Origin of the sequence: Dorea sp. Marseille-P4042 (assembly GCF_900290215.1) — a bacterium.
In the GTDB taxonomy this organism is placed as follows: Bacteria; Bacillota; Clostridia; order Lachnospirales; family Lachnospiraceae; genus Dorea; species Dorea formicigenerans.
Genome location: NZ_OLMI01000002.1, coordinates 1,262,890 through 1,286,936 on the forward strand (window position 1 = coordinate 1,262,890; position 24,047 = coordinate 1,286,936).

Here is a 24,047-nt window from a genome sequence, read left to right on the forward strand (position 1 = left end):
CAATTGAACAGTTCTTTTCAAAAATCCCCTTCTACCAGTTCTTATAACTAATAAAAGGGGAGCATATTATTTCTCTAAAATCAGAAATACCAACTGGAATGTTTAATCTGTTCTTCCACACAGCATTAACATAAATTTATGATACCATGATGCATATGTTTTTTCAATTTTCTTTACTTTTTTAAAACCTTCATCATCTGTTTCTTTGATGGTACCTGTCCCGAAATAACAAGCTTTCCGTCAATCATGACAGACGGAGCTGTCATAACTCCAAGCTTTACAATCTCTACCAGATCTGCAACACGCTCAATCTTCGCGTCAATCCCAAGCTCCTCTACACACTCTGCTATAATTGCATTCGTCTTATCACAGTTCTCACAGCCACTACCAATTACTTTTATATTCATATCTGACTCCTTATCTCATCACATTCTCTAAAAAAGGTCCACCGGACCTTTTTGTCACATGCTTGGCAACTAAAATTCCATCCTAGTTCTTCAGATCCATCGGAAGTCCGACACACCCATCCCATGCTTCCTTAATCTCCCGGATCAGTGCAATTCCAATCTTGGAGATAAATACAAGTTCTGACTTCTCCTGTTCTTCATATGGCGCATAATCCAGTTTCTTTCCAACTACATCGACCTTCTCCCAGCCTTCATTTTTTACCTTGAAAAAGCCTTTCGCTCGATAAACACTCGGCTCAATTCTCTCAAGGAAAGCTTCCAGTTTGTCTTTTTCAATCTCACCTGCAAAGTTCATGGAAAATGTCTTTGGCTTTGTCTCTGCTGAGTTGGTTGTCTCCTCGCATTCTGCCCATTGATACTTCATCAGATCCATATCATAAAATGAACGTTTAATATTGCCATTCTCACTCTCTGTAATTGGGCAGACCGGATTAATCTCCTGTACTTTTTCTTTAATCAATTCAATCTTCTCTCGATCCACAAGATCCACTTTTGTCAGTACTGCAAGGTTGCAGTGCTTTAACTGACGGTCGATAGTAATTTCATCCTCCAGCTGATCCAGAAAATTGTAGCAGTCCACCAGACAGATACAGCCACGGAAATCATATACTTCCCCAACCAGTACTTTTGTAGCTTCCAGAATCTCCTCCGCATTGGAAGGATCTCCAAAACCGGAACTTTCAACAAATACATATTCCAATCCCTGCTGTGACATCTTCGCAAGCGCATCGACAAAAGAAAGTCGCAGACAACTACAGAAAATAGATCCTCTATTCAGCTCTACCATGTGAATGTCATCATTCTGTAGTACTGTTCCGTCAATGCTGATTTTTCCAAGCTCATTCTGAATGACTCCTACTTTCGTTCCTTCCATATTCTCTAAAAGATTCTTTAAAAGTGTTGTCTTTCCTGATCCCAAAAAACCTGTCAGAAAATATAATTTAATCTGATTCATTCTTCTCATTCTTCCTTTCTGTATTACAATTACAATTTAAAAGTCCCGCATAAGCTCCTGGTATCATAAGTCTTCCGACGGTCTTATACACATCATTTAAAACTTCTATATCCAGTGAATACTGCATCCACTTTCCTTCTTTTCTCGCTTTCACAATTCCAAGGTCACACATTACCTTCATATCATGAGATAACGTTGGCTGCGTGATGTGAAACTCTTCCAGAATCTTGCATGCACAAAGTTCCCCTTCGGAAAGCATATCTATAATTTTCAGACGCTTTGGGTTTGACATTACCTTAAATATACGGGCATATTTTGCATAATCTATCATTGCCTCATCATTCATATCTCATCCACCTTCCTTGTTGCTTTAAAACTTTCTGGCTAATATAGCAAACATCCTGCTAAATTGATTCTAACTTTTGTCTCTGGTGTCTTTATAATAACATATATCCAAAGATATTAAACAGGTATCCTACAATGATAATTCCCACACATACGATTCCGATAAATGTTCCCAGAAGTTTTTTCTTAATTGCTTTTGACAACATCACCAGTGATGGGAACGAAATAGTCGTCACAGACATCATAAATGCCAGAATTGTTCCAAGCCCTGCGCCCTTTGCCAGCAGACTCTCCGCAACCGGTATCGTTCCGAAAATATCTGCATACATCGGGACTCCGACCACCGTCGCCAGCGGCACCGCATACCACTTCTGCTCTCCTAATATGCTTCGAACTATATGCTCCGGAATCAGATTGTGAATTGCCGCCCCAATTGCTACTCCAACAAAAATGTATGGTGCAACTTTCTTCACGGTGGATACCACCTGATTCTTTGCATAATTCATTCTGTCTCCTACCGTCAGCTTTTGGGATTCAATCTCCACATTCTGAGCCTGTCTGATGAACTCCTCCACCTGATCTTCCATATGAAGTTTCTCAATCAAAGTGCCTCCAACGACCGCCACAATCAGTCCTACTATCACATATGCAAATGCAATTTTGCCACCGAACACACTCATAAGCAGAACCAGTGATCCAAGATCTACCATTGGAGAAGATATGAGAAATGAAAATGTCACACCAAGTGGCAGTCCCGCACTTGTAAATCCCATAAAGATTGGGATTGAAGAACAGGAGCAGAACGGTGTCACCGTTCCAAGCAATGCCCCGATAATGTTCGCCCAGATACCATGGAATCTTCCCATAATCTTCTTACTTCTCTCCGGCGGAAAATAACTCTGAATATAAGAAATCAGAAAAATAAGCACCGCAAGCAGTACAAAAATCTTAATCACATCATAAATAAAAAAATGTAAAAATTCACCGGGGAATCTACTCTCCCCCATTCCTGCCTTTACAAGCAGATTTCCTATGAGATCTTTCAGCCAGTGCATACCTAATATCTGGTCCTGAAAAAAATCCCAGCCTGTCTTAATCGCACCCATAACGTCTCCTTTTAAACATTAGATATTTCTATAAACAATTCATTATATAGAAATATAGAAATATCTCTATGTCTTAGTTTTATAAAAACCGGCACGAACTTTCGTACCGGTTTCGTTCTATTCACACTTTACATTATACATAGAAGTTTGTCAATATATCTTCTTATATATGCTTTATTATTTATTTTAATCAAATTATATATCAGTCTGCTTATTCTATGTCAAATATTTTTATTGATAATCCATGACGTCGATCCACTTCATCAGGAAATCCTTCTCCAGCTCATTGTTCTTCTCAAGCTGTGCTGCTGCAACAATCGGGAACCACTGCTGTACATACTGTTTCGCAGTGTCACTCTTCTTGCAGAACATAGTCAGATACATCTCTGCTGCCACACGGTTCTTCAGTGCGAACTGAAGGTAAGTAAGTGCCGCATCTGCGCTGGCATTTCCCTGGGTAACATGTGCCCAGTCTACAACTGTCAGCTTGCCGTCCTCGCCTACGATGACATTACTTGGATTAAAGTCTCCATGGCATACTTTTGTATGCTTCGGCATGCTCTCCAGACGTACCAGAAGCTCATATCTCTGGGTCGCATCCAGTTCTTTTAACTGATTGATCTGTTTTGCCAGTTTGTCTTTCAGTTTCGTAAGCATCGGAGCCGTCTTTGCGTGGATCTGAAGTTGAAGATCTACGAACTCTGCCATATATTTTTCCAGATTATCCGGATCCTTTTCCATGACTGTTTCCAGAGTCTCGCCTGCCTGACACTCAATAACAAGTGCCCATTTTTCATCGATCTGTGTGACCTCATCAAGTTTCGGAATATCCAGTCCCGCCTCCTCGACTCGAACGGTATTCAGCGCCTCATTAAAAACGGCTGACTTCGGGTGATCTTTTTCAAATATTTTTACAATCTTATCCCCGTCCTTGTAGACTTCCTTATAAGAACGTTTCACAATTAATTCCGGATTCGTAAGTTTCATCACATTTACCTCCTTACCAGCACTTTAAGTATAACTCTTTGATTTCTTTCATGAGTGGATATCTTGGGTTTGCTGCTGTACACTGATCGTTAAATGCCTGCTCCACCATGTCGTCCAGTGTGTCCATGAAATATTTCTCATCAATGCCGTACTCGTGAATGGACTTCTTAATACCGATTTTTTCTTTCAGCTCTTCCAGTTTTGCGATAAAGTTTTCAAATACTTCTGCATCGTCTTTTCCCTGGCAGCCTACAAAGCGGCCAATTTCAGCGTATCTTTCCAGTGCATGTGGATACTGATACTGTGAAAATGTTCCCATTTTTGTCGGCACTTCTGCAGCATTGTATCTCATGACTTCTGTCAGGATCACTGCATTTGCGACTCCATGTGGCAGGTGGTGGAATGCACCAAGTTTATGTGCCATGGAGTGGTTCAGTCCAAGGAACGCATTCGCAAATGCCATTCCAGCCATACAGGAAGCATTTGCCATCTTCTCTCTGGCCTCCGGATCATTTGCACCATTGTCGTATGCTCTCGGCAGATACTCAAATACTGCTTTTGCTGCCTTGAGGGCAAGTCCGTCTGTGTAATCCGTCGCCATAATAGATACATATGCCTCAATTGCATGAGTCATAACATCGATACCAGATGCACTGGTCAGCCCTTTTGGCTGAGTCATCATGTTATCTACATCTACAATTGCCATATTCGGAAGAAGCTCATAATCTGCAATTGGCCATTTTACGCCTGTCTCAGCATCTGTGATAATGGCAAATGGTGTCACCTCGGAACCTGTTCCGGAAGAAGTCGGGATTGCTACAAAGTAAGCTTTCTCGCCCATTTTCGGGAAAGTGAATACACGCTTGCGGATATCCATGAAGTCCATGGCCATATCCTCAAAGTCAGCTTCCGGATGCTCATACATTACCCACATAATCTTTGCTGCGTCCATGGCAGATCCACCGCCAAGAGCAATAATCGTATCCGGCTCAAATGCACGCATCTGATCCACACCTTTTTCAGCACACTGAAGTGTCGGATCCGGTGCCACCTCGAAGAAGCATGTGTGCTGGATTCCAAGCTCATCCAGTTTCTGCTCGATCGGAGCTACGTAACCATTCTTATATAAGAAGCTGTCTGTTACGATAAATGCTTTCTTTTTGTGCAGTACATTTCTAAGTTCATCTAGCGCTACCGGCATGCAGCCTTTCTTAAAGTATACCTTATCCGGAGTCCGAAACCAAAGCATATTTTCTCTCCTCTCTGCAACTGTTTTAATATTGATCAGGTGTTTTACACCTACATTTTCAGATACGGAGTTTCCTCCCCAGGAACCGCAGCCAAGTGTCAGTGACGGTGCCAGTTTAAAGTTGTAGAGATCTCCGATTCCGCCGTGAGAAGACGGTGTGTTAATCAGGATTCGACATGTCTTCATAGCTTCAGCATGTTTTGCAATTTTCTCTGTCTCAGCAGGATGTACATAAAGAGAAGCCGTGTGTCCATATCCTCCATCTGCTACAAGGCGCTTTGCTTTTTCAAGGGCTTCGTCAAATGTCTTCGCACGATACATTCCAAGTACCGGTGATAATTTTTCGTGTGCAAATTCTTCAGAAATATCTACGGATTCTACTTCACCGATCAGAATCTTTGTATTTTCCGGAACTTCCACACCTGCAAGTTTTGCAATCTCATATGCAGATTTTCCAGGAATCTTGTTATTCAATGCTCCATTTATAATAATCGTCTTACGAACCTTATCAAGCTCTTCTCCTTTTTTCAGGAAATAGCAGCCTCTGTATGCAAATTCTTTCTTTACTTCATCGTAAATGCTGTCCAGAACCGTTACGGACTGCTCAGATGCACAGATCATACCGTTGTCAAATGTTTTGGAATGAATGATGGAGTTAACTGCAAGTTTAATATCTGCTGTGTCATCAATAATAACCGGTGTATTTCCGGCTCCAACTCCAAGTGCCGGTTTTCCGGAAGAATAAGCTGCCTTTACCATTCCCGGACCACCCGTTGCAAGGATGATGTCAGATTCTTTCATGACCATATTGGTCAGTTCCAGTGACGGTGCATCGATCCAGCCAATGATTCCTTCCGGTGCTCCGGCTTTCACTGCTGCGTCCAGAACAACCTTTGCTGCTGCAATTGTGGAAGCTTTTGCTGCCGGATGCGGACTGATGATAATTGCATTTCTCGTCTTCAGACAGATCAATGTCTTAAAGATTGCTGTTGAAGTCGGGTTCGTTGTCGGAATAACTGCTGCCACAAGACCGATTGGCTCTGCGATTTTCTTAATTCCGAATGCTTTATCTTCCTCAATCACACCACAAGTCTTTGTGTCTTTGTATGCATTATAAATATACTCTGCTGCATAGTGATTTTTGATTACTTTATCCTCAACAATACCACGTCCGGTTTCCTCAACTGCCTGCTTTGCAAGTGGAATACGCATTTTGTTCGCTGCAACTGCTGCCGCATAAAAAATCTTGTCAACCTGCTCCTGTGTATAGGTGGCAAAGATTTTCTGCGCCTCGCGCATCGCCTGCATCTTCGCTTCCAACGCTTCCACATTGTCAACAAATACCGGTACAACATCTTTCTTCTTAGCCATCTGGATTCCCTCCTGTAAATAAAAAGTATGGATTATAGTTTGCTTAATTAGACGTCTTTTATTCTTTACATTTGGTAGTATAAATTATCGTTAATTATTTGTCAATATATAAATGATATTTTTTTAACATTGTTGTTTATTTTTTGTCATTTGTTGGAAATATTATTATATAAAGCAGTTCACGGGACATAAAACGGAATAATTTCCGTGAACTGCTTTTTTCATATCCTGTAGTTTTCCAATAAATGCCAAATAATAAACTGCTTGGAAGCAGGACGGCTTACGCCGAAATTGCATTATGCAGGCTAAGCGGAAAGCCTGTAATATAGATACTATTTCGCTATTTTTCCCCACCGATATATTCTAAAGTAGGCATTAGAAAAAACGTGGAAGCTGCCCTCCACGTTCTTTCGTTTATTCCATATTTGTTTCTACTGTTATAATTTTATTCTCTTGATGTACATCGAAAATCAATGGATTCTCTTCTGCCCATTTGGGATCTTCTTTCTGGCGCTTGCACCATTTCTCATATGCTTCCAGAAACCTGTCATGAATCAGATGTTCTGCCTCCAGTCTTGCGTCGACTGCATCCTGAAACTCGCGATATGTCCCGAGCTGATATCGTTCTCCTTTAAAGCCGATTGTCACTCGATACTTTCCCGCTTTCGTCTTGTACACTCCACGGAAACCACTCGTACTGTCACATCGATTTTTCCGGTGCTTCAGCCATTCAACACAAGTTCCGTTCAATAAATGAAGCTGGTCATGCACGTTTTTTTCACATTCTTTCTTCAGGCATCCACAGCTTTTATAATTACCATATACAAGTCCACTAAGAGAAACATCTACTTCATTTCCACATTCACACTTACAGTGCCAATATACAGAGCCTCTCTTGTCACGTTTTTCTGTCGGATACAAGGCAGTCAGTCTTCCAAATTTCTGTCCACTCAGATCACGAATCACTGACATTTCTTTCTCCTGATAAATACTGCAAGAAAAAATACCACGACTGCTATTGCTGCTGTCGAACACCACAATATGATATTCTGTGTATCGCCGGTTTTTACAATAGTATTTCCTTTCGCCGGTTTGTCTCCAGTATAAGAATTATGAAAATATGCTTCTTCACTCTTTGTCCCATCCGGATTTTTTACAACAACTTGTGTATCAAGTCCTCCATTGTCTGCATTCGTCACATATACTGCTACCTTGTAGTTCGTCTCATCATAACTGAATTTATCCTTTTTGTCAGATACTTGCTGTTTCAGATTATAATAATATACTCCGGCATGTTCATAAGCAATTTCGATTACTTTTTTATCATTATCTTTTAGAGTAAATGTATAAGCTCCCTCTGAAGTCTCCTCGGGCATCGGAACTTTTGTCTCTTCACAGGTCATTATATATTGAAACTCTCGGTTCAGTCCGTCCGGCGCTTGATTTTTTATTTCAAATGTCTGGGACACTGGTATTTTTGCAACAGTTTTTTGAGAGGCTGCCTCTGCCTTCACCGGCAATCCCTGCAACAGAACTGCTGCAAGAGCAATCCCTGCAACAAATGCAGAAAATCTCCCCCTATTTTTTATATTTTCCGTTCTCCGGTTTCTTATCATTTATCTCCCCTCCTTTCTGTCCTTGTACTGCACGATTATTTACCGCCATACAATTCTTATGTTTCTTTCTGATATATCGAAGAATAGCTACTATCTCCAGCCCTATAAGTACACTTTCTAAAAGCCCATACCACCAAAGCGGAATTTGCTCAAGAAGATTTCTTGCTATCCCCTGCTGTTTTTCTGTCTCTCCTTCTGCAAACGTATCTGGATAAGTTTCATCTGAAATCACACCGATCAACACATCTCTGCCATTTGTAGTCTGTGAATTACAAGTAGATAAAGCTATAATCCGTACATTTTCATCTTCCACAGAAATGTTTAAATCCCGGTAATACAATGCCTGTTCCCGTACATATGATAAATACTTCGATTTTTCTGATTGATCTGCAATTCTGACACTGTAAATCATGTTGTCATATGCATCTGCTTTCACAAATGCGAAAAAATGCACACCATGATCCTGACCACTATAATATAGATTTCCATATTCATGTGTATTGAAATACGTCTCATCCTCATAGTGACCAAGATCACCGAACATCAACTCTTTTTCCATATGATGTCCATAAATAATATTATTAAAATTGCTAAAATCCGGTGCGTTCATGCAATCCAGAAATAAACTTCCCGACAGTGCATATTCACCCATAACATCTGTATTCACATATTTTGAATTATCTTCTGCCTGCGTGAACGGATAATCAATTTTCGTTCCATATACATGCAGCCAGCCTATAACTTCCGGGTTTTGCGCCTGCAATTGTTCAAATGACACCGAGTCATCTTTTTCCGGCTTGTAGGTCTTGTATTTCTGCGCAGAAGCCGCATCATAGACCTGTCTTGTGTCCCAAAATGCATACACGCCGTACAAAATCAGCAACATGGTGAATATCAGTACTACAAAATTGACGATCCGGTCTGCTATACGCACCAACATTTTTTAGCGATACTGTCTGCGTCTGTTGATCAGTACGAGTGCCACAAGAGCACATGCTGCTACTGCAACAAGGACAACATATGGAAGGTTATTGATGATAACACCTGTAATCGGAGTGTCAGCATAAGCATTGGTAAATACGACACTGTTTGCATTCTCGCCAATCAGCTTGTTATCTGCTGTAATTCCGTCAGCTTCGCTGGTTGCGTTAGTTTGCACTGCTGTTGCACCATTCTCAACAACTGCTACACTTGGTGTATATCCATCTGTTGCTCCTGCTTCAGTAACGGTATATCTTGTTCCTGCTGCAATGTTGTCAAATGTGATTGTATCTCCGTCACACAGTTCTACATTTGCTGTTGCTTTACCATTATTATCAAATGTAAGTACTACATTCTGATGTGTTTCTTTACATTTGTCACCTTTTACAATTGTTCCTGTGTAGGAAGCTCTTGTATCTGTAGACGCTTTTGTCATGTTAATTGTAAAGTTGAAGTGTTTTGTTTTGTCTGCCTGAGCTCCTGTTACTTTCTTTTCTATTGTGAGACTAGAGTCTTTTACATATGTATTGTCAAAAGACATATCTGATACTTTTGTCTCTCCATCATTTGCAGTAATGCTGTCTACTTTTAAACCATCGCCATCATTTACTACATATACATTTACTGTGTAAGTTTTTGTATCATATGTCATGCCGGCTACATCGCCTTTTACCTCATTGACGGTAAATGTGTAAACACCTGCATGTGGATATTTTGTTGCATCTGCAAGTTCTGTTGTTGCTGCTTTCGATACAAGATCATTCGTCACCGTATCCGCTTTAAAAGCTGCTGTCGTAGTTTTTGTAACAGTTGTCGCATCTCCAGCGGTCTGAGTGATATTAAATGTAAATGTTGTATCAGGTACGGTAATTCCTTCTGCAATATGCAAATTCTTGGTAACACCTGCCTGTCCAACTGTTGGAACCTGTACCTCTTCTGCCATTACTGCTGTTCCAGCACATAAGCTCATTGTGAGCATCCCTGCCATAAGCATTCCTTTGATTTTTCCTGATTTCATTGTTTCCCCTCCTTAATATATCCTTGTATTTCATTTATAATAAAAAGCAATCTATTTTTCTTCCTGTCTTCAATCCTGCCTGCCAACAGATTGTTTCCTATCTGAAATTGTTGCCACCTGCTTTATAAATTACGGCGGCGCATAATGGTCATAACATTTCCCTTGATTGTTGCTATGTCTACCGGTCCATATATCCGGCTGTCTCTTGCACTGCTTCTGTTATCACCCAATAAAAACACCTGATTTTTGCCTACTGTGACTGGGAATGTAATTCCTTCTGAGTATGGAAGTGTTTCCATATAAATGTCATCTTCCTGTTGTATATAGCCATTGACACTTAATCCTTCCTCTGTAATATCCACTACATCCCCCGCCCGCGCTACGATTCGTCGAAGTTCTGTCTCTTTCTCCTGCCTGATTACCACTACATCTCCAACCTGATAATCCTTTTTCAAACGATAATAAATTATCAGGTCTCCTTCTTTCATAGCCGGGGTCATGGAAGCATCTGGATTACGGAAGATGCCAAATAGAAATGTAAACATCACTACTGCCAAAGCCCCTATAATCAAAATCTTTAGCAAAAGATATCCGATATCCACAAGAAGCGGCACCGGTTGTCTTTCTTCCTGCATCTTAGAATCTTCTCCGTCTGTGGCCTGCCACACGCTTCATTTTCTGGCAGATGATCACATAGATGGATCCTGCTGCCGCCATCAATGCTGCCATCAAAATTCCTCCGGCAACCCAGTTGCCTGTGTCTACGCCACTTGTCGGAATATCTTTTGCAGTATTTGTTACGGTAACACTTTGGTCACGATTCATTGTTCCTGTCTTCTGATCATACTGGACATCGTATCCTTTGGAGCTGTCGCTTGTCTCTTGGACTTCATATGTTGCTTGCGCTGGGATTCCAACAATCTTTATAGTTTCATTATCCTTTAATGAAACGGTTGCTTTTCCATCTGTAAATCTGATTTTTTCACCATCATCTATATCAAATTCACCGCTTACATTTTCTCCATCTTTATCCTTTAATGTAATGTCGATATCAAATGCCTTCGTCCGATCTGCGTAATCATTTCCTTTCGTCAAAACCTTTTTAACGGAAAGCACATATGTATTCGGAGTATATGTATTTTCAAACCAGATTTCAGAAGTCTTCCGGTCTTGAATACTGACAGTCCCCGAAGCCTCCGGACTATCCGTTCCATTTACCTTCACACTTACGGTATATCCGTCTCTCTGTGTGGAATCTGCAACCTCACTTACGGTATAACTTCCAATTGGAACATTCTGTTCTACATATGTAGCCGTATAAGCCTGCTTGTCCTCGTTCCAGCTAAATCGATTCAGTGTAACAGTTTTCGTCGTATAAGCATTTGGTCCTTCTATTTTTACATCAATGGAATAGTCAGTTGCCTCTTCCTGCGTCAATCCCTGAATTGTTTTTACAATCTTCAAATGTCCCGTATCCGGATTCGGTTGTGGAAGTTCTGATGTAAAATACACATTGTCCAAATGGTTTCCAATCGTTCCTTTCAAATTCTCTTTTGCACCAGAACTGGAATCATATGCGGTCGGTCCTGACACAAAGAAAAATCTGGTCAGATACTGTCCCTCTGGGACTTCATATGTTCCGGTATGCGTATACCATTTCTGATTATCATCTGTAATCTCCTGGACTGTTGCACCTTTATAAGTCTCATCTCCATTTTTTATAGCCTGAATAACCTTTTCGACATCTGCCTGATTGTTAATATTTTCTGCAAGTTTCGTCGGCATGATCAGGACATACATGGTATCTTTGGCTGTCTTATCTCCTCTTGCCCGATGAGCCAGTCCCCAGTTCAATGTTGCCCCCGGTGTCGTCAGCACATCCTGATATAAAGAGCCAACTTCATTTGCATTCAGTTCTGCGAACTGTTCTCCATCGGCTGCCGCATCGACCTGATGATGCTTTTGAGACAACGCTTGATATGTATTTGCCCATATCCATCGGCTTTCTCTCTTATTAGTTGAAGCATTGACAATTTCTATCTTGTTATCAGAAGCTGTTGTTTTCCATACGATTCCTTGCGTATCACTTGTTATATACGGCTGGTAATTGCTATAATTATTACAAAGCGGCGTTTCAAAGCTTCCATTCTGAAGTGCTGAATAATAAGAAACCTGAGTTGCTATTGACTCACCAGTTTTATTTCCCTGTTCATCATAAATTTCCACCTTGTAGTATTTTCTTGCCCCATTATCAAGTGCTGCATTCAGACTTTTTCCATCTTCTGAAATGTTGTAGGAATCTCCGGTAATCTTACGGCTTACAACTTCTGTCCAGTTGCTTGTTCCGTTGTCACTTTTGAACCACTTATAGCTGGCTGCAACGACGGATTCCGGAACATTCAATGTTCCCTGATCTTTGATATGATTCTCCAGTGAAAATGTCGTAACTGCCAGTGGCATAACATCTTCCTGTACACTTCCATCTGAGCCCTCACTCTCATCAGAAGCCGTTGTCTTTGTCCATGTCAGTGCAAATGCAGAAACACTCTCGACGTCATATTTTGCTGTGATTACATTTCCGTCTACACTTATTTTCCCATCTGTGGCATCAGCAACTTTTTTCATCTGAAGTCCTGTCTCAGTTTTTATGAGCTGTTGTACTGCAATGGTATTCAGGTCAACTTCTTCTGCCAGTGTTTTGGCATCGATCTGCAGCTCAATAGCCACTTTTCCACCCGTCGGCTGACAAGCTCCGTTTTCATCTTCAAATGACATATCAAAAGCTTGAAATCCATCATATGCTGTCTCACCATCTGTCAGTGCTGTCTCCACCTCTTTATAATGTTCTGCTGTCTCCCCTTCGGATTTCAACGCCTTCACTGAAAATGTTACGTCCTCTGGCAGTACCCCTTTTACGGCACTCGCTTTTACTGTAATTCCTTTCATTTGTTTTTCAGGTGTGAATATCATATTTTCTTCACCCTGATCACACTCTGTACTTGCTCCTGACGGAATCTTTGCCACTGTGTCTTCTTCAGCAAATGCCTGTATTCCAGACATTCCCAAAAGCATTGACAAAGTAAGCACCACTGCCAGTACACGCAGTACTTTAGAATGTGCACGATATTTTCCCCTATGATTCATACTCTTCTCCTCCTTCTCTTTTTTAGGGAATGGTCTAAAACAGTTTTCCTGTCCTGACCTTATATACAAAAGCCTTATCACTACAGAATCTATATTCCGTGGTAATATTATTACATTCCACCCTTCCAGGAGTTTTCTCGACTGAGATAAAAAGCATGAAAAGTCCCTCTTTCTGTTTGTCACATCACAGACAGGGATTATTTTTCATGCTTCAATTTATATTGTGGGAATTTTAACAGTATTTAAGTGATGTATTTTCATGTAAATATATTGACATTTACTAAATACAGGGGTAAAATTATTAGTATTAAAAATTTTTATATGTATTAGAGTTTGCTTTATTTACCACAGAATATAGATTCTGTGGTCTTTTTGTTTTTCTGATCCATTTCTATTAACTTGTACGGGAAATTTCATTTTCTCCAGTATTTTTTCATAAGTATCTATCGTCTCCGCCACGTATATTCTGGTCGTTTCGATGCTGCTGTGTCCAAGTACATCTGCCAGATGTGCCAGATTCTGCTCTGTATGATAAAAAATCCTCGCAAATAAATGTCTCATATTGTGCGGAAATACTTTTTCCTTTTCCACACCTGCTTTTTCACATAATTTCTTCATTTCATGATAAACATTAGAACGATCTACCGCTTTTCCATTCCGTGTCCGGAATATATATCCTGATTCGATTTTATTTTTTCTGCAATATTCTAATATATTTTTTCGGAGTTCATTTTGAAATTTTACAGACCTTGTTTTTCCTTTCAACGATATCTCTGCTTCACCTTGTTCCACGGATTCAACTGTAATAAAAGGCAATTCACTGATCCTTATTCCCGTGCTTACAAGTACTTGCAAAAGCATATATAATCTCTGACTACTCTTTTTCTGTGCCACTGTAAGAAGTCTTGAAAATTCTTCCGAAGATAGTTGCCTTTTCTCTGAGATAAATGCTTTTTTCTGAATCTTAAGGAAATGCATTTTTAATTCTGGTCTTTTGCTCCACACAAAATATGCATTAATCGCTGAAATCTTAACATTAACCGAACGTACATTATATTGTTTCTTTTCCAGGTCCCTATATTCCACGAAAAGTTGTTTTTCCGGTACCCTTCCATCAAGAAATTCCATGAATTTTCTCACTTCCTGACAATATCTTTGAATTGTGTTATCTGAGTGTTCCGTTTCATAAAGACTCTCTCCAAATTCTTTAATTTGTTTTTCTGTAATTGTCTGAATTTTACTCTCCTTACATTTTCGCTGTTCTTCTTCCATTTGATTCCAAATTTTCCGTGCAACTGAATCTGTAAATTTCTCCATAATTTTCCCCATAATTATTTACCTCCCGTATGCTAGTTTTGAATTTATTATTTTCAGGATTATAATTTTCCATGCCAAATTCCAGAAGCTTTATACTCCATTTTATCGTAGCGCAAATATCAAAAAAAGAGAATGTACCTGATTTAGCACATTCTCTTACAGTTTATATATTCAATTTTACCGATTCATCTCACTATGATATCCGACTGTCTCGTGATCATGGATAATATTCTCTATCTCCTCACGATCCAATGACGGCATATCACCTGGGATAGTATTCTTGGCTGCACTGCTGGCATTTCCATAGCGAAGAGCACTTGCACACCCTCCGTCTTCTCTCAAAAGTCCATACAGCACTCCGGAACAATAAGCATCTCCGCTTCCGATACGATCTACAACTTCGATATTCTCGTATGGTTTCTCTTCATAGAATTTCTTCGCTTTTGCGTCGTAAATTACAGAAGTAAAGTTATGTATCTTTGGACTTAATACAGTACGCTGGGTGGATGCGATGACGGAGATTGGATATTCAGCTGCAAAGCTTTCCATGATCTCTTTTACATTGCCTTCTTTTCCAAATGTCAGTCTTGCAGTGTCTTCGGAGCAGAAGAAAATGTCTACATAAGGAAGGATTCCTTCAATACATTTTCTTGCTTCTTCTCCTGACCAGAGATTCAGGCGGAAGTTCACGTCAAATGAAATGAGTGCGCCTTTTTCTTTAAATCTCTTAATCATCTCTACTCCGGTCTTCCGACACTCTTCACTGAGCGCCAGAGTAATTCCGGAGGTATGAAAGCATCTGGTCGATTCATATATACTGTCATCAAATTCATCGATGTCAATTCTGGTCATGGACGAATGCTGTCTGTCATAGACCACGCCCGGTTTTCTCGGGTATGCTCCGTTCTCGTAGTAATACACGCCCAATCTTGCATCTTTTCCTGTATCGTATACTAGATAATCATCGCTGACTCCACAGAATCGGATCTTATTCTTTGCGAACATACCGATACTACTGTCTGGAATTCTTGATATGATACCGGATCTCAGACCAAGAAGAGATACACCGGAAGCTACGTTAAGTTCTGCGCCGCCAACCTGCTTCTGAAATGTCTCTCCACGTACGATACGCTCATTGTCCGGTGGGGACAGACGAAGCAGAATCTCTCCTAATGTCAGCAGATCAAATGCTTTTTTCTTCATAAGACTAGCCTCTTACTTCTTTTACAATCTCTACAGCTTCTTTTGTCATTGTTTCAATCTTGTCGAACTCTCCAGCCTCTACAAGACTTCCTTTTACCATCCAGCTTCCGCCACATGCAAGAATCTTGTCATATGCAAGATATTCTTTTACATTTGTCGCATTGATTCCACCTGTAGGCATGAATTTCAGTCCTGTGTATGGAGCTGCCATAGCTTTGATCATCTTCAGTCCGCCTGCTGGCTCTGCCGGGAAGAATTTTACAACTTCAAGACCATTTTCGATTGCCTGTTCAGCCTCGCTTGGAGTGCAGATTCCTGGTGTGACCGGAATATTCTTCTCTACACAGTATTTTACAATCTTAGGATTCAGTCCTGGGCTTACGATAAATTTTGCTCCGGCTGCTACAGCACGGTCTACCTGCTCTGTTGTCAGAACTGTTCCGGCTCCAACAAGCATCTCTGGATATTTCTCAGACATGATACGGATTGACTCCTCTGCTGCATCTGTACGGAAAGTAACCTCTGCACATGGAAGTCCTCCATTGCAAAGAGCTTTTGCAAGTGGCTCTGCGTCCTTTGCATCATTTAATACAACGACTGGTACAATACCAATTTTCTGAATCTTCTCTAATACTTCATTCATGATCTTCTTCTCCTTCTTCTTTTTCAGTTTCATTATGTGGAACCTATTTTCATATTATGAAATCTCTTAATTCTGATTATACTCAAAGGACGCATAATGTCAAGAGTATTTCAAGTTTTCTAACTACCTCTTTATTATAATTCTAAGCTTATGTAAAAACAACCTGTTCTCATTTGTAAATCTATATCAGCCGGGAGATGACTCCCACCTCTATAGGTGGTGAGAAACAAGCTGGTATCAGTGGTGGGGGCAATCCCCCAGCTGATATAGCCTCCGGCAGGATTGCGGAGGTGCGCAGTAGAAGTATGTCATGCAATTGCATGACGCGCACCTCGCAGCAAGAATGCCGAGGCATTCTTGAATACAATTCTACATTATGCAAAAAGGGCGCATGAAAAAACTTCCGTTTTTTCACACGCCCCTTCTCTTATCCATCATTTTCTTTATGATGTCGGGTGCAAAAGCCCCCAACTATGATACACACAGACTGCCTGTCTTTCTTACGCATTTTTCTACATATTTTTCTTATGCTCAGTATGCAGAAGCATGTGAGCTTTGTGAGACATCGGTGCCTCAAAGTACTCTTTGTACATCTGAATGACATCTGGATTCTCATGAGAGAATCTAAGGTTCGCATTGCGATCCAGATAATACAGGTTCTTTCCACGTTCAAATGCGCGCTCTTCGCCGTCGTGGATCGGCTGTCCGCCACCACCGACGCATCCTCCCGGACATGCCATAACTTCTACAAAGTCATAGTGCACTACACCGGATTCGATCTTGCGAATCAATTCTCTTGTATTTCCAAGTCCGCTGACTACTGCAGTTCTCACTGTAATATCATTAATCTGGAAATTTGCTTCCTGAACGCCGTCATTTTCATTGAATCCCTGGCTTCTGACTGCTGTAAATGCCTCTGCCGGCGGATTCTCACCTTTGATGATATAGTAAGCAGACCGAAGTGCCGCCTCCATAACTCCACCGGTTGCACCGAAGATGACTCCGGCTCCGGTTCCCTCATGCATCGGGCGGTCACTCTCAACATCCGCCAGTGTCTGTGGGCTGATATGTGCAGAACGGATCATTCGAATCAGCTCACGTGTGGTGATAACTGCATCAATATCATGTCCTGCATATTCTTCATAATAAAGATCCATCTCACGCTCTGACTTCTTAGCCACGCATGGCATAACAGATACAGTATAGATCTTCTCCGGACTTACGCCCAGCTTCTCTGCAAAATATGTCTTCATAACTGCACCGAACATCTGCTGTGGTGATTTTGCGGAAGACAGATATTTTACCAGATGTGGGAACTGACTCTTAATAAAGCGCACCCATCCCGGGCAGCAGGAAGTGAACATCGGTCGGTCTTTTAATTCACCACTTGTAAATCTCTTTACAAATTCATTTCCCTCTTCCATAATCGTAAGATCCGCAGAAAATGTTGTATCAAATACATAGTTTATTCCCATTTTCTTAAGGGCATCTATGATTTTTCCAACTGTTGCATCTTCCGGTGCCAGTCCGAGTTCCTCTCCCCATGCTGTGCGGACAGCAGGTGCTACCTGAGCAACCACGATCTTATCCGGATCTTCAATTGCTTTCCATACTTCATTCGTATCACTTCTCTCGCGAAGTGCTCCGACAGGACAATGTGTAATGCACTGACCACAAAGTGCACAATCTGCCTCTCGGATAGAATTATGACCTGACACATTAACTGTTGTGTGATAACCGGTTCCTTCTACATCCCAGACACCAAGCCCCTGAACCTTGTCACACACCTGCACGCAACGCATACATTTGATACATTTTGCAGAATCACGAATCAGTGGAAATGTTTTATCCCATGGCTGGTGTTCCAGATACTGATGAAATGGAAGTTCTAAAATATCCAGATCATTTGCAATTTTCTGAAGACTGCAGTTGCCGCTTCTCATACAAGTTACACACTGACAGTCGTGCTCAGAAAGAATCAGTTCTACTGTTGTACGTCTGTCCTTTCTGACTTTCGGACTATTTGTATAAATGACCATACCTTCCTCGCAAATATTATTGCAGGCGGTGATCAGTCTGTCTTTTCCTTCCAGCTCTACCACACACACGCGACAGGCGCCTATTTCATTGATGCCTTTGAGATAACAAAGGCTCGGAATCTGAATACCAACGGATCTGGCAGCTTCCATAATTGTGGTATTCTCTTCTACTGAAATCTGTCTTCCATCTATTGTAAGATTTACCATAATTTTTCTCTGCCTCCTTTAAATATTCCATATCCGAAATGATCGCAGCGCAGACAGCGGCAGGCTTCCTGTTTTGCTTCTTTTTCGGTCATGCAGTTCTCCACTCCTTCAAAATCACAGACTCTCTCACATGCCTCGCGCTCTGTAAGTTCTGCACGTCCGCAAGGTACTCTGTCATGAAGGCTTGCTTTCGGAATCTCTACATCACAGGAAATCTCATGATGATATCCAAGATATTCATCAATGTTGGCAGCTACAACTTTTGCTGCTGCAATCGCTTTGATCACAGTAGCCGGACCACTTGCACAGTCTCCTCCTGCAAATACACCTGGCATATCCAGGAAATCTCCTCCTGCAGTTGTCACGATCTTACCACGCTCTACCGGAATTCCTGCTTCTGCGAAATGATCTGTCTCAATATTCTGACCAATTGCCACAACAAGGATATCACATGGAATATACTGATCTGGCTCTCCTGTTGCTTTTACGCTTGCACGTCCGCCTTTGATCTCACTGATCATCTGCGGTGTAACATACATTCCTTTAATGTGATGATTTTCATCAATATCCAGAGATGCCGGGGCCTTCAGAGTCTGTACTTCAATTCCCTCTGCAATTGCTCCTTCAATCTCTGCCGGAAGAGCTGTCATATCTGCAACTCTTCTTCTATATACAATGCTGACTTTCTTAGCACCCAGTCTTTTGGCTGTACGGACTGCATCCATAGATACATTACCACCACCGACAACTGCGACTTCTTTTCCAGTCAGGTCAAGTGCTTCGTCTTTTCCTACATCTCTTAAGAACTGTACTGCTGAGATGACTCCGTCTGCATCTTCGCCTTCCAGTCCAAGTTTCTTATCTGTACTTGCTCCAATTGTAATCAGAACAGCATCGTACTCACTGCGAAGCTGTTGGATTGTAATATCTTCACCGATCTTAAGACCGTATTTTACTTCTACTCCTGTCTTTAAGATTGCATTGATATCCTCGTCCAGACGGTCTTTCGGAAGTCTGTAGTTCGGAATCCCATAGCGGAGCATACCTCCAAGCTTTGGAAGCATCTCATATACCGTTGTCTGATGTCCCATAAGCTGCAGATAATAAGCTGCACTGAGTCCTCCCGGGCCTCCTCCTAATACAGCAATTTTCTTACCTGTGCCTGGTGCACATTTTGGCGGCTCTACTTCCCCTGCAAAGTCTGCTGCCACTCGTTTCAGGCCACGGATATTAATAGAATCATCAATCATGTTACGACGGCATCTTGCCTCACATGGATGCTCACAGATAAATCCACATGTTGTCGGGAATGGATTATCCTTACGGATCAGACGGATTGCATCTGCATAGCGTCCTTCCCCAACTAACGCTACATATCCTGGAATATCAACATGTGCAGGACATAAGGATACACATGGTACCGGCTGATTATATGTACAGGTACAGCGTCCGTTCTTGATATGCTCGATATAATCATCGCGATATCCGATCAGTCCCTTATATACCATATGCGCTGCCTCATATCCAATCGCACAGTCGGCAGACTCCATAATAGACTTTGCTGTCTGCTCCATAGTATCAAGTGTCTCCATTGTTGCGTTGCCGTTCAGTACCTTTCTGATCAGGTGATTCAACTGACCAAGACCGACACGGCAAGGTACACATTTTCCACAAGTCTGAGCATGGCATAACTCCAAAAATGCGCGAGACAAGTCTACTGGACATAATCCCGGTGGGCTTGATTCGATTCTGCGCTCAAGATCCTTGTAGAGCTGCTCCATAACAAGGTCTGCCCTGCTAGGAGTATCGATCGTTAATCTACTCATTTTTTTTATTCCTTCCCTCTCTACCGATTGTTTTTAGAATAAGTAACGGTCATATTGTAACATTTGGATAAAATTTTGTAAATACTTTTATCCAAATTAGTCACAATGCTATTTTTTTATCAATATCAGCGTCTTTTCTATAGTTTCTTTTTATAAACGTCCTTATATTTTCTAAAATATAATTTAGTTAGTTTCATTTAAAACCCGTCCCAATTTTATCAATCCTGTGAAACATATATCTTTCCTTGTGGTTTTAAATTTCAAATGCTATAATTAACCGAAAGAAACGCCTATAAGCGCGCTTGTTTATAGATAAATACAACACGAGGTGATACAGATGAACACAGGCTGCCTGATACTGGCAGGAGGAAAAAGCCGTCGGATGGGATATCGGAAATCCTCTCTGAGACTGAATGGAACAACATTTCTCGACAAACTGATTTTTGAACTACGCGATTTTCCTGAGATTCTGGTTTCAGTCGATGATGCCGCCCGGCATCCGGAAATCCCTTATTCAATGATTGATGACCGATATTCAGATTGCGGTCCTATGAGCGGACTTTACAGTGCCTTGTCTGTCTGCGAGTCGGATGCGCTGCTCGTTCTTCCCTGTGACGTTCCTCTTTTTTCCGGAACACTGGCTCATCACCTTCAGGAAGTCATGAAGCATTCTGATACGGATGCACTTATCTGTGTCACGGCGGATGATCGGATCCACCCCCTGTGTGGTATTTATCGCAAAAGCTGCACCCCTGTACTAAAGAGGTGCTTAGATAATGGAAATCTTCGGATCATGGATGCTTTGAACAACTTAAAGGTTCATTTTTATCACGTAGAAGAAGATTCCTGGCAGCTACAGAATATCAATACACCAGAGGAATACCAAAAGCTGACTGCAAAAAGCTGCCTGGCCATTTCCGGATTTAAAAACTCCGGAAAAACCACTTTAATGGAACGATTGATCCCAGAGCTGATCCACCGGGGACTTAAGGTCGCCACAGTCAAACATGACGGACATTCTTTCGAACCTGATTCTCCCGGAACAGACAGTTATCGGTTCTGGCAGGCAGGCGTGAGTGCTTCCATCGTCTATGATAACGACAAATACTTAGTTGTAAAACGGGAACCTTTACAGGAATCTGCAATTGCGGAGCTTGTCGGCGATGCTGATCTTATTCTTTTAGAAGGCTTCAAATGGAGCGATTATCCAAAGCTTATATTATTGACTGGAAGTGATGAACAAAATAACAGCTTACTCGCTTCTGCTTCTAATTGTATCTCCTATATCACTGCTGATTTTTCAACCGAACAGTTGATACAAGATACACCCGTTTATTGTCGGGATAATATCGAAGCTATCGCTGACTGTATATTACAACATTATCATAACGGAGATTTAAAACATTTATAAATAATCGATACATTTATATAAGGAAAACATACATATGAACATTCAGACTTTAAAAGAAGCATCTGACTGTCTCCTGAATCTGGCAAAACCAGAAACTCAGACGATAGAACACATTTTACTACAAGATGCTTTTGAACGAATTATTGCAGAAGATATTACAGCTAAAATTCCGGTGCCTTCTTTTGCCAAAAGCGCATATGATGGATATGCACTTCGTCAGGCTGACACAGCCGCTGCTTCACCGGAACATCCCGTGACTTTAGACGTTACCGAGGTAATTCCTGCCGGAAGTGTTCCAACCTATCCAATCACAGAAGGAAAAGCTGCACGGATCATGACCGGCGCACCGGTTCCGGAAGGTGTCGATGCCATTATCATGCATGAGCGCACTTCCTTTACTGAGAATACCGTTACCTTAACGGCGCCCGTTACCTCCGCAAACATCATTCCACCTGGGGAAGATGTTAAAGCTGGAACTTTGCTTGTTCCAAAAGGCAAAATACTTACCGCTTCTGACCTGGCACTGATTGCCGGACAGGGGATTGCTGAAATTGGGGTCTATAAAAAGCTCTCCATCGGGCTTATCAGTACCGGAAGCGAACTTTTGAATACGGGTTCCCCTTTAGAATACGGTAAGATTTATAACACGAATCCATATCTTTTAGGCGGTTACATTCAAAAACATCATATGACTGCCAACTACCTTAACACGGTCAGTGATGATCTGGATTCCCTGTGTCGGGCCGTACTTGAAGCCCTCAAGACCAATGATATCGTAATCACGACAGGCGGTGTATCTGCCGGTGATTTCGACTATATGCCGGAAGTGATACGTCGTATTGGGGGCGACCTTCTCTTCCACCGGTTAAAATTCAAACCGGGCGGTGCAATGCTTGGAGCATTTAAAGACGGAAAAGTCATTCTGGGCTTATCCGGTAATCCGGGTGCTGCCGCAACAGGTCTGTTGTGTGTCGGCTTTCCATTTATGAGAAAACTCTCGGGAAGATCTGACATCACATTTTCACAGGCAACTGCTTATCTTGGGGTTGATTTTAAAAAATCAAGTCCTGTGACTAGAATTTTAAAAGGTCATTCAGATTTCAAAAATGGTATGTTATATTTCACCCCACTTAGCAACCAGCACAATGGTTCTGTTTCTTCCATGAGCGATTGTGATCTGCTGGCCATCATTCCTGCCGGAAGTAAACCTCTTGCGGCAGGCGACAAGCTTGAAGTCTATATATTATGATATCAGGGCAAACGATGTTTTTACGTAACTTTTTGCCGGCATCATATATATTAGAAATAAAATTTTAGGGGAAGGGAGGAATTTGTTATGAATTCACCAAAAGAAATTGCTAACAATTATATTGCTATCGGAAAGGGGAAGGTAAACACTCCTGTCGCCAAGATGTTCGTTCTTGGAATACTGGCCGGAATCTTTATCGCATTTGGAGGCGTTGCTTCTACTGCAGTCGCTGTATCTATTCCGCTGGCATCTGCAGGCAAGTTTCTTGGAGCATGCATCTTCCCAGGAGGACTGACTATGGTACTCCTCGCTGGAAGTGAACTGTTCACAGGTAATTGTCTTCTGGTTATTCCGCTCTGCAAAAAAGAGATTACTCTTGGCGGAATGCTGAAGAACTGGGTAGTTGTATACCTTGGCAATATGGTCGGTGGAATTGGTGTTGCTGCAATCTGTGTATTCAGCCATCAGGCCGGTCTTTTTAACAACGGTCTTGCTGCTTCTATGATCAGCACTGCTGCCGGTAAGGTATCACTCTCCTTTGGCGATGCATTTCTTCGCGGAATTGCATGTAATTTCCTTGTATGTATCGCTGTATGGATTTCATTTGCTGCCAAGCAGGTGTCTTCCAAGATCATCGGATTGTTCTTTCCAATCATGATGTTCGTTTTATGTGGATTCGAGCATAGCGTAGCCAATATGTACTATATTGCTGCCGGTATTTTTGCTAAGGGAAATGCAGCCTATCTTGAAGCTGCAACTGCTGCCGGCGCTGACGTATCTGGCCTTACATGGGGAGCTATGTTCACCAAAAATCTTCTTCCGGTAACGTTGGGGAACATTATCGGCGGAGTAGTTTTGGTAGGTCTTGCCTACTGGTTCGTTTACTTAAAAGACGACTAAAAAATCTTTATTG

20 protein-coding genes are annotated in these 24,047 nt (G+C 41.5%); 3 read left to right on the plus strand and 17 right to left on the minus strand.

Going from position 1 to position 24,047, the window contains the following annotated elements; all coding sequences use genetic code 11:
• Positions 1–173: 173 nt before the first annotated feature.
• From C7E02_RS11755 to C7E02_RS11835, 17 genes are all read right to left on the minus strand, one after another.
• On the minus strand, positions 174–407 hold the full coding sequence (locus tag C7E02_RS11755; RefSeq protein ID WP_029731256.1) for a thioredoxin family protein: 234 nt from the start codon (positions 405–407) through the stop codon (positions 174–176).
• Between the two features lie 82 nt (positions 408–489).
• A complete protein-coding gene (locus C7E02_RS11760) occupies positions 490–1,422 on the minus strand; it encodes a CobW family GTP-binding protein (RefSeq protein ID WP_105309647.1) in 933 nt (310 codons plus the stop codon).
• The gene (locus tag C7E02_RS11765) at positions 1,409–1,768 is read right to left on the minus strand and encodes an ArsR/SmtB family transcription factor (RefSeq protein WP_105309648.1); all 360 of its coding nucleotides are present in this window, start codon (positions 1,766–1,768) and stop codon (positions 1,409–1,411) included. Before C7E02_RS11765 ends, C7E02_RS11760 begins: the two co-directional genes overlap by 14 nt.
• Before the next feature lie 91 nt (positions 1,769–1,859).
• Positions 1,860–2,873, minus strand: coding sequence for a permease (locus tag C7E02_RS11770; protein ID WP_105309649.1), 1,014 nt, complete (start codon positions 2,871–2,873; stop codon positions 1,860–1,862).
• 231 nt (positions 2,874–3,104) lie between these two features.
• On the minus strand, positions 3,105–3,860 hold the full coding sequence (locus tag C7E02_RS11775) for an aminoglycoside phosphotransferase family protein (protein ID WP_005338990.1): 756 nt from the start codon (positions 3,858–3,860) through the stop codon (positions 3,105–3,107).
• A 13-nt stretch (positions 3,861–3,873) separates the two neighbouring features.
• On the minus strand, positions 3,874–6,480 hold the full coding sequence (adhE, locus tag C7E02_RS11780; RefSeq protein ID WP_105309650.1) for a bifunctional acetaldehyde-CoA/alcohol dehydrogenase: 2,607 nt from the start codon (positions 6,478–6,480) through the stop codon (positions 3,874–3,876).
• 414 nt (positions 6,481–6,894) lie between these two features.
• Positions 6,895–7,452: a hypothetical protein gene (locus C7E02_RS11785; protein ID WP_022279216.1), complete on the minus strand. Its 558-nt coding sequence runs from the start codon at positions 7,450–7,452 to the stop codon at positions 6,895–6,897.
• Positions 7,443–8,096: a Spy0128 family protein gene (locus C7E02_RS11790; protein ID WP_105309651.1), complete on the minus strand. Its 654-nt coding sequence runs from the start codon at positions 8,094–8,096 to the stop codon at positions 7,443–7,445. The genes C7E02_RS11785 and C7E02_RS11790 overlap by 10 nt, the downstream gene beginning before the upstream one ends.
• A complete protein-coding gene (gene srtB, locus C7E02_RS11795; RefSeq protein ID WP_081646510.1) occupies positions 8,059–9,036 on the minus strand; it encodes a class B sortase in 978 nt (325 codons plus the stop codon). Before srtB ends, C7E02_RS11790 begins: the two co-directional genes overlap by 38 nt.
• 3 nt (positions 9,037–9,039) lie before the next feature.
• Positions 9,040–10,095 carry a Spy0128 family protein gene (locus C7E02_RS11800; RefSeq protein ID WP_105309652.1) on the minus strand — a complete coding sequence of 352 codons (1,056 nt, stop codon included), beginning with the start codon at positions 10,093–10,095 and terminating at the stop codon, positions 9,040–9,042.
• 122 nt (positions 10,096–10,217) lie between these two features.
• On the minus strand, positions 10,218–10,730 hold the full coding sequence (gene lepB, locus C7E02_RS11805; RefSeq protein ID WP_105309653.1) for a signal peptidase I: 513 nt from the start codon (positions 10,728–10,730) through the stop codon (positions 10,218–10,220).
• Between the two features lies 1 nt (position 10,731).
• Positions 10,732–13,239, minus strand: a complete 2,508-nt coding sequence (locus tag C7E02_RS11810) for a DUF7601 domain-containing protein (protein ID WP_105309654.1) — start codon at positions 13,237–13,239, stop codon at positions 10,732–10,734.
• Positions 13,240–13,581: 342 nt separating this feature from the next.
• Positions 13,582–14,568, minus strand: coding sequence for a tyrosine-type recombinase/integrase (locus C7E02_RS11815; RefSeq protein ID WP_105309655.1), 987 nt, complete (start codon positions 14,566–14,568; stop codon positions 13,582–13,584).
• A gap of 165 nt (positions 14,569–14,733) precedes the next feature.
• Positions 14,734–15,759 carry a sugar kinase gene (locus C7E02_RS11820; protein WP_105309656.1) on the minus strand — a complete coding sequence of 342 codons (1,026 nt, stop codon included), beginning with the start codon at positions 15,757–15,759 and terminating at the stop codon, positions 14,734–14,736.
• Positions 15,760–15,763: 4 nt separating this feature from the next.
• A complete protein-coding gene (locus C7E02_RS11825; RefSeq protein ID WP_105309846.1) occupies positions 15,764–16,402 on the minus strand; it encodes a bifunctional 4-hydroxy-2-oxoglutarate aldolase/2-dehydro-3-deoxy-phosphogluconate aldolase in 639 nt (212 codons plus the stop codon).
• Between the two features lie 512 nt (positions 16,403–16,914).
• Positions 16,915–18,648 (minus strand): [FeFe] hydrogenase, group A, encoded by a 1,734-nt coding sequence (locus C7E02_RS11830; protein ID WP_105309657.1) that lies wholly within the window; start codon positions 18,646–18,648, stop codon positions 16,915–16,917.
• Positions 18,642–20,474, minus strand: a complete 1,833-nt coding sequence (locus C7E02_RS11835) for an NAD(P)-binding protein (protein WP_005332310.1) — start codon at positions 20,472–20,474, stop codon at positions 18,642–18,644. The genes C7E02_RS11830 and C7E02_RS11835 overlap by 7 nt, the downstream gene beginning before the upstream one ends.
• A gap of 337 nt (positions 20,475–20,811) precedes the next feature.
• Here C7E02_RS11835 and mobB point away from each other — a divergent pair, with 337 nt between their 5' ends.
• From mobB to C7E02_RS11850, 3 genes are all read left to right on the plus strand, one after another.
• The gene (mobB, locus tag C7E02_RS11840) at positions 20,812–21,885 is read left to right on the plus strand and encodes a molybdopterin-guanine dinucleotide biosynthesis protein B (protein ID WP_105309658.1); all 1,074 of its coding nucleotides are present in this window, start codon (positions 20,812–20,814) and stop codon (positions 21,883–21,885) included.
• A 34-nt stretch (positions 21,886–21,919) separates the two neighbouring features.
• Positions 21,920–23,134: a molybdopterin molybdotransferase MoeA gene (locus C7E02_RS11845; RefSeq protein ID WP_105309659.1), complete on the plus strand. Its 1,215-nt coding sequence runs from the start codon at positions 21,920–21,922 to the stop codon at positions 23,132–23,134.
• 87 nt (positions 23,135–23,221) lie between these two features.
• Positions 23,222–24,034 carry a formate/nitrite transporter family protein gene (locus tag C7E02_RS11850; RefSeq protein ID WP_105309660.1) on the plus strand — a complete coding sequence of 271 codons (813 nt, stop codon included), beginning with the start codon at positions 23,222–23,224 and terminating at the stop codon, positions 24,032–24,034.
• Positions 24,035–24,047 lie beyond the last annotated feature (13 nt).

What these genes read in the sequence shown, in the direction of transcription:
- C7E02_RS11755 (WP_029731256.1), bottom strand. Translation starts at nt 407, where the DNA reads ATGAATATAAAAGTAATTGGTAGTGGCTGTGAGAACTGTGATAAGACG.
- C7E02_RS11815 (WP_105309655.1), bottom strand. Translation starts at nt 14,568, where the DNA reads ATGGGGAAAATTATGGAGAAATTTACAGATTCAGTTGCACGGAAAATT.
- C7E02_RS11800 (WP_105309652.1), bottom strand. Translation starts at nt 10,095, where the DNA reads ATGAAATCAGGAAAAATCAAAGGAATGCTTATGGCAGGGATGCTCACA.
- C7E02_RS11785 (WP_022279216.1), bottom strand. Translation starts at nt 7,452, where the DNA reads ATGTCAGTGATTCGTGATCTGAGTGGACAGAAATTTGGAAGACTGACT.
- C7E02_RS11850 (WP_105309660.1), top strand. Translation starts at nt 23,222, where the DNA reads ATGAATTCACCAAAAGAAATTGCTAACAATTATATTGCTATCGGAAAG.
- C7E02_RS11835 (WP_005332310.1), bottom strand. Translation starts at nt 20,474, where the DNA reads ATGAGTAGATTAACGATCGATACTCCTAGCAGGGCAGACCTTGTTATG.
- C7E02_RS11790 (WP_105309651.1), bottom strand. Translation starts at nt 8,096, where the DNA reads ATGATAAGAAACCGGAGAACGGAAAATATAAAAAATAGGGGGAGATTT.
- C7E02_RS11830 (WP_105309657.1), bottom strand. Translation starts at nt 18,648, where the DNA reads ATGGTAAATCTTACAATAGATGGAAGACAGATTTCAGTAGAAGAGAAT.
- mobB (WP_105309658.1), top strand. Translation starts at nt 20,812, where the DNA reads ATGAACACAGGCTGCCTGATACTGGCAGGAGGAAAAAGCCGTCGGATG.
- C7E02_RS11775 (WP_005338990.1), bottom strand. Translation starts at nt 3,860, where the DNA reads ATGAAACTTACGAATCCGGAATTAATTGTGAAACGTTCTTATAAGGAA.
- C7E02_RS11770 (WP_105309649.1), bottom strand. Translation starts at nt 2,873, where the DNA reads ATGGGTGCGATTAAGACAGGCTGGGATTTTTTTCAGGACCAGATATTA.
- C7E02_RS11765 (WP_105309648.1), bottom strand. Translation starts at nt 1,768, where the DNA reads ATGAATGATGAGGCAATGATAGATTATGCAAAATATGCCCGTATATTT.
- adhE (WP_105309650.1), bottom strand. Translation starts at nt 6,480, where the DNA reads ATGGCTAAGAAGAAAGATGTTGTACCGGTATTTGTTGACAATGTGGAA.
- C7E02_RS11810 (WP_105309654.1), bottom strand. Translation starts at nt 13,239, where the DNA reads ATGAATCATAGGGGAAAATATCGTGCACATTCTAAAGTACTGCGTGTA.
- C7E02_RS11825 (WP_105309846.1), bottom strand. Translation starts at nt 16,402, where the DNA reads ATGAATGAAGTATTAGAGAAGATTCAGAAAATTGGTATTGTACCAGTC.
- C7E02_RS11845 (WP_105309659.1), top strand. Translation starts at nt 21,920, where the DNA reads ATGAACATTCAGACTTTAAAAGAAGCATCTGACTGTCTCCTGAATCTG.
- lepB (WP_105309653.1), bottom strand. Translation starts at nt 10,730, where the DNA reads ATGCAGGAAGAAAGACAACCGGTGCCGCTTCTTGTGGATATCGGATAT.
- srtB (WP_081646510.1), bottom strand. Translation starts at nt 9,036, where the DNA reads ATGTTGGTGCGTATAGCAGACCGGATCGTCAATTTTGTAGTACTGATA.
- C7E02_RS11760 (WP_105309647.1), bottom strand. Translation starts at nt 1,422, where the DNA reads ATGAATCAGATTAAATTATATTTTCTGACAGGTTTTTTGGGATCAGGA.
- C7E02_RS11820 (WP_105309656.1), bottom strand. Translation starts at nt 15,759, where the DNA reads ATGAAGAAAAAAGCATTTGATCTGCTGACATTAGGAGAGATTCTGCTT.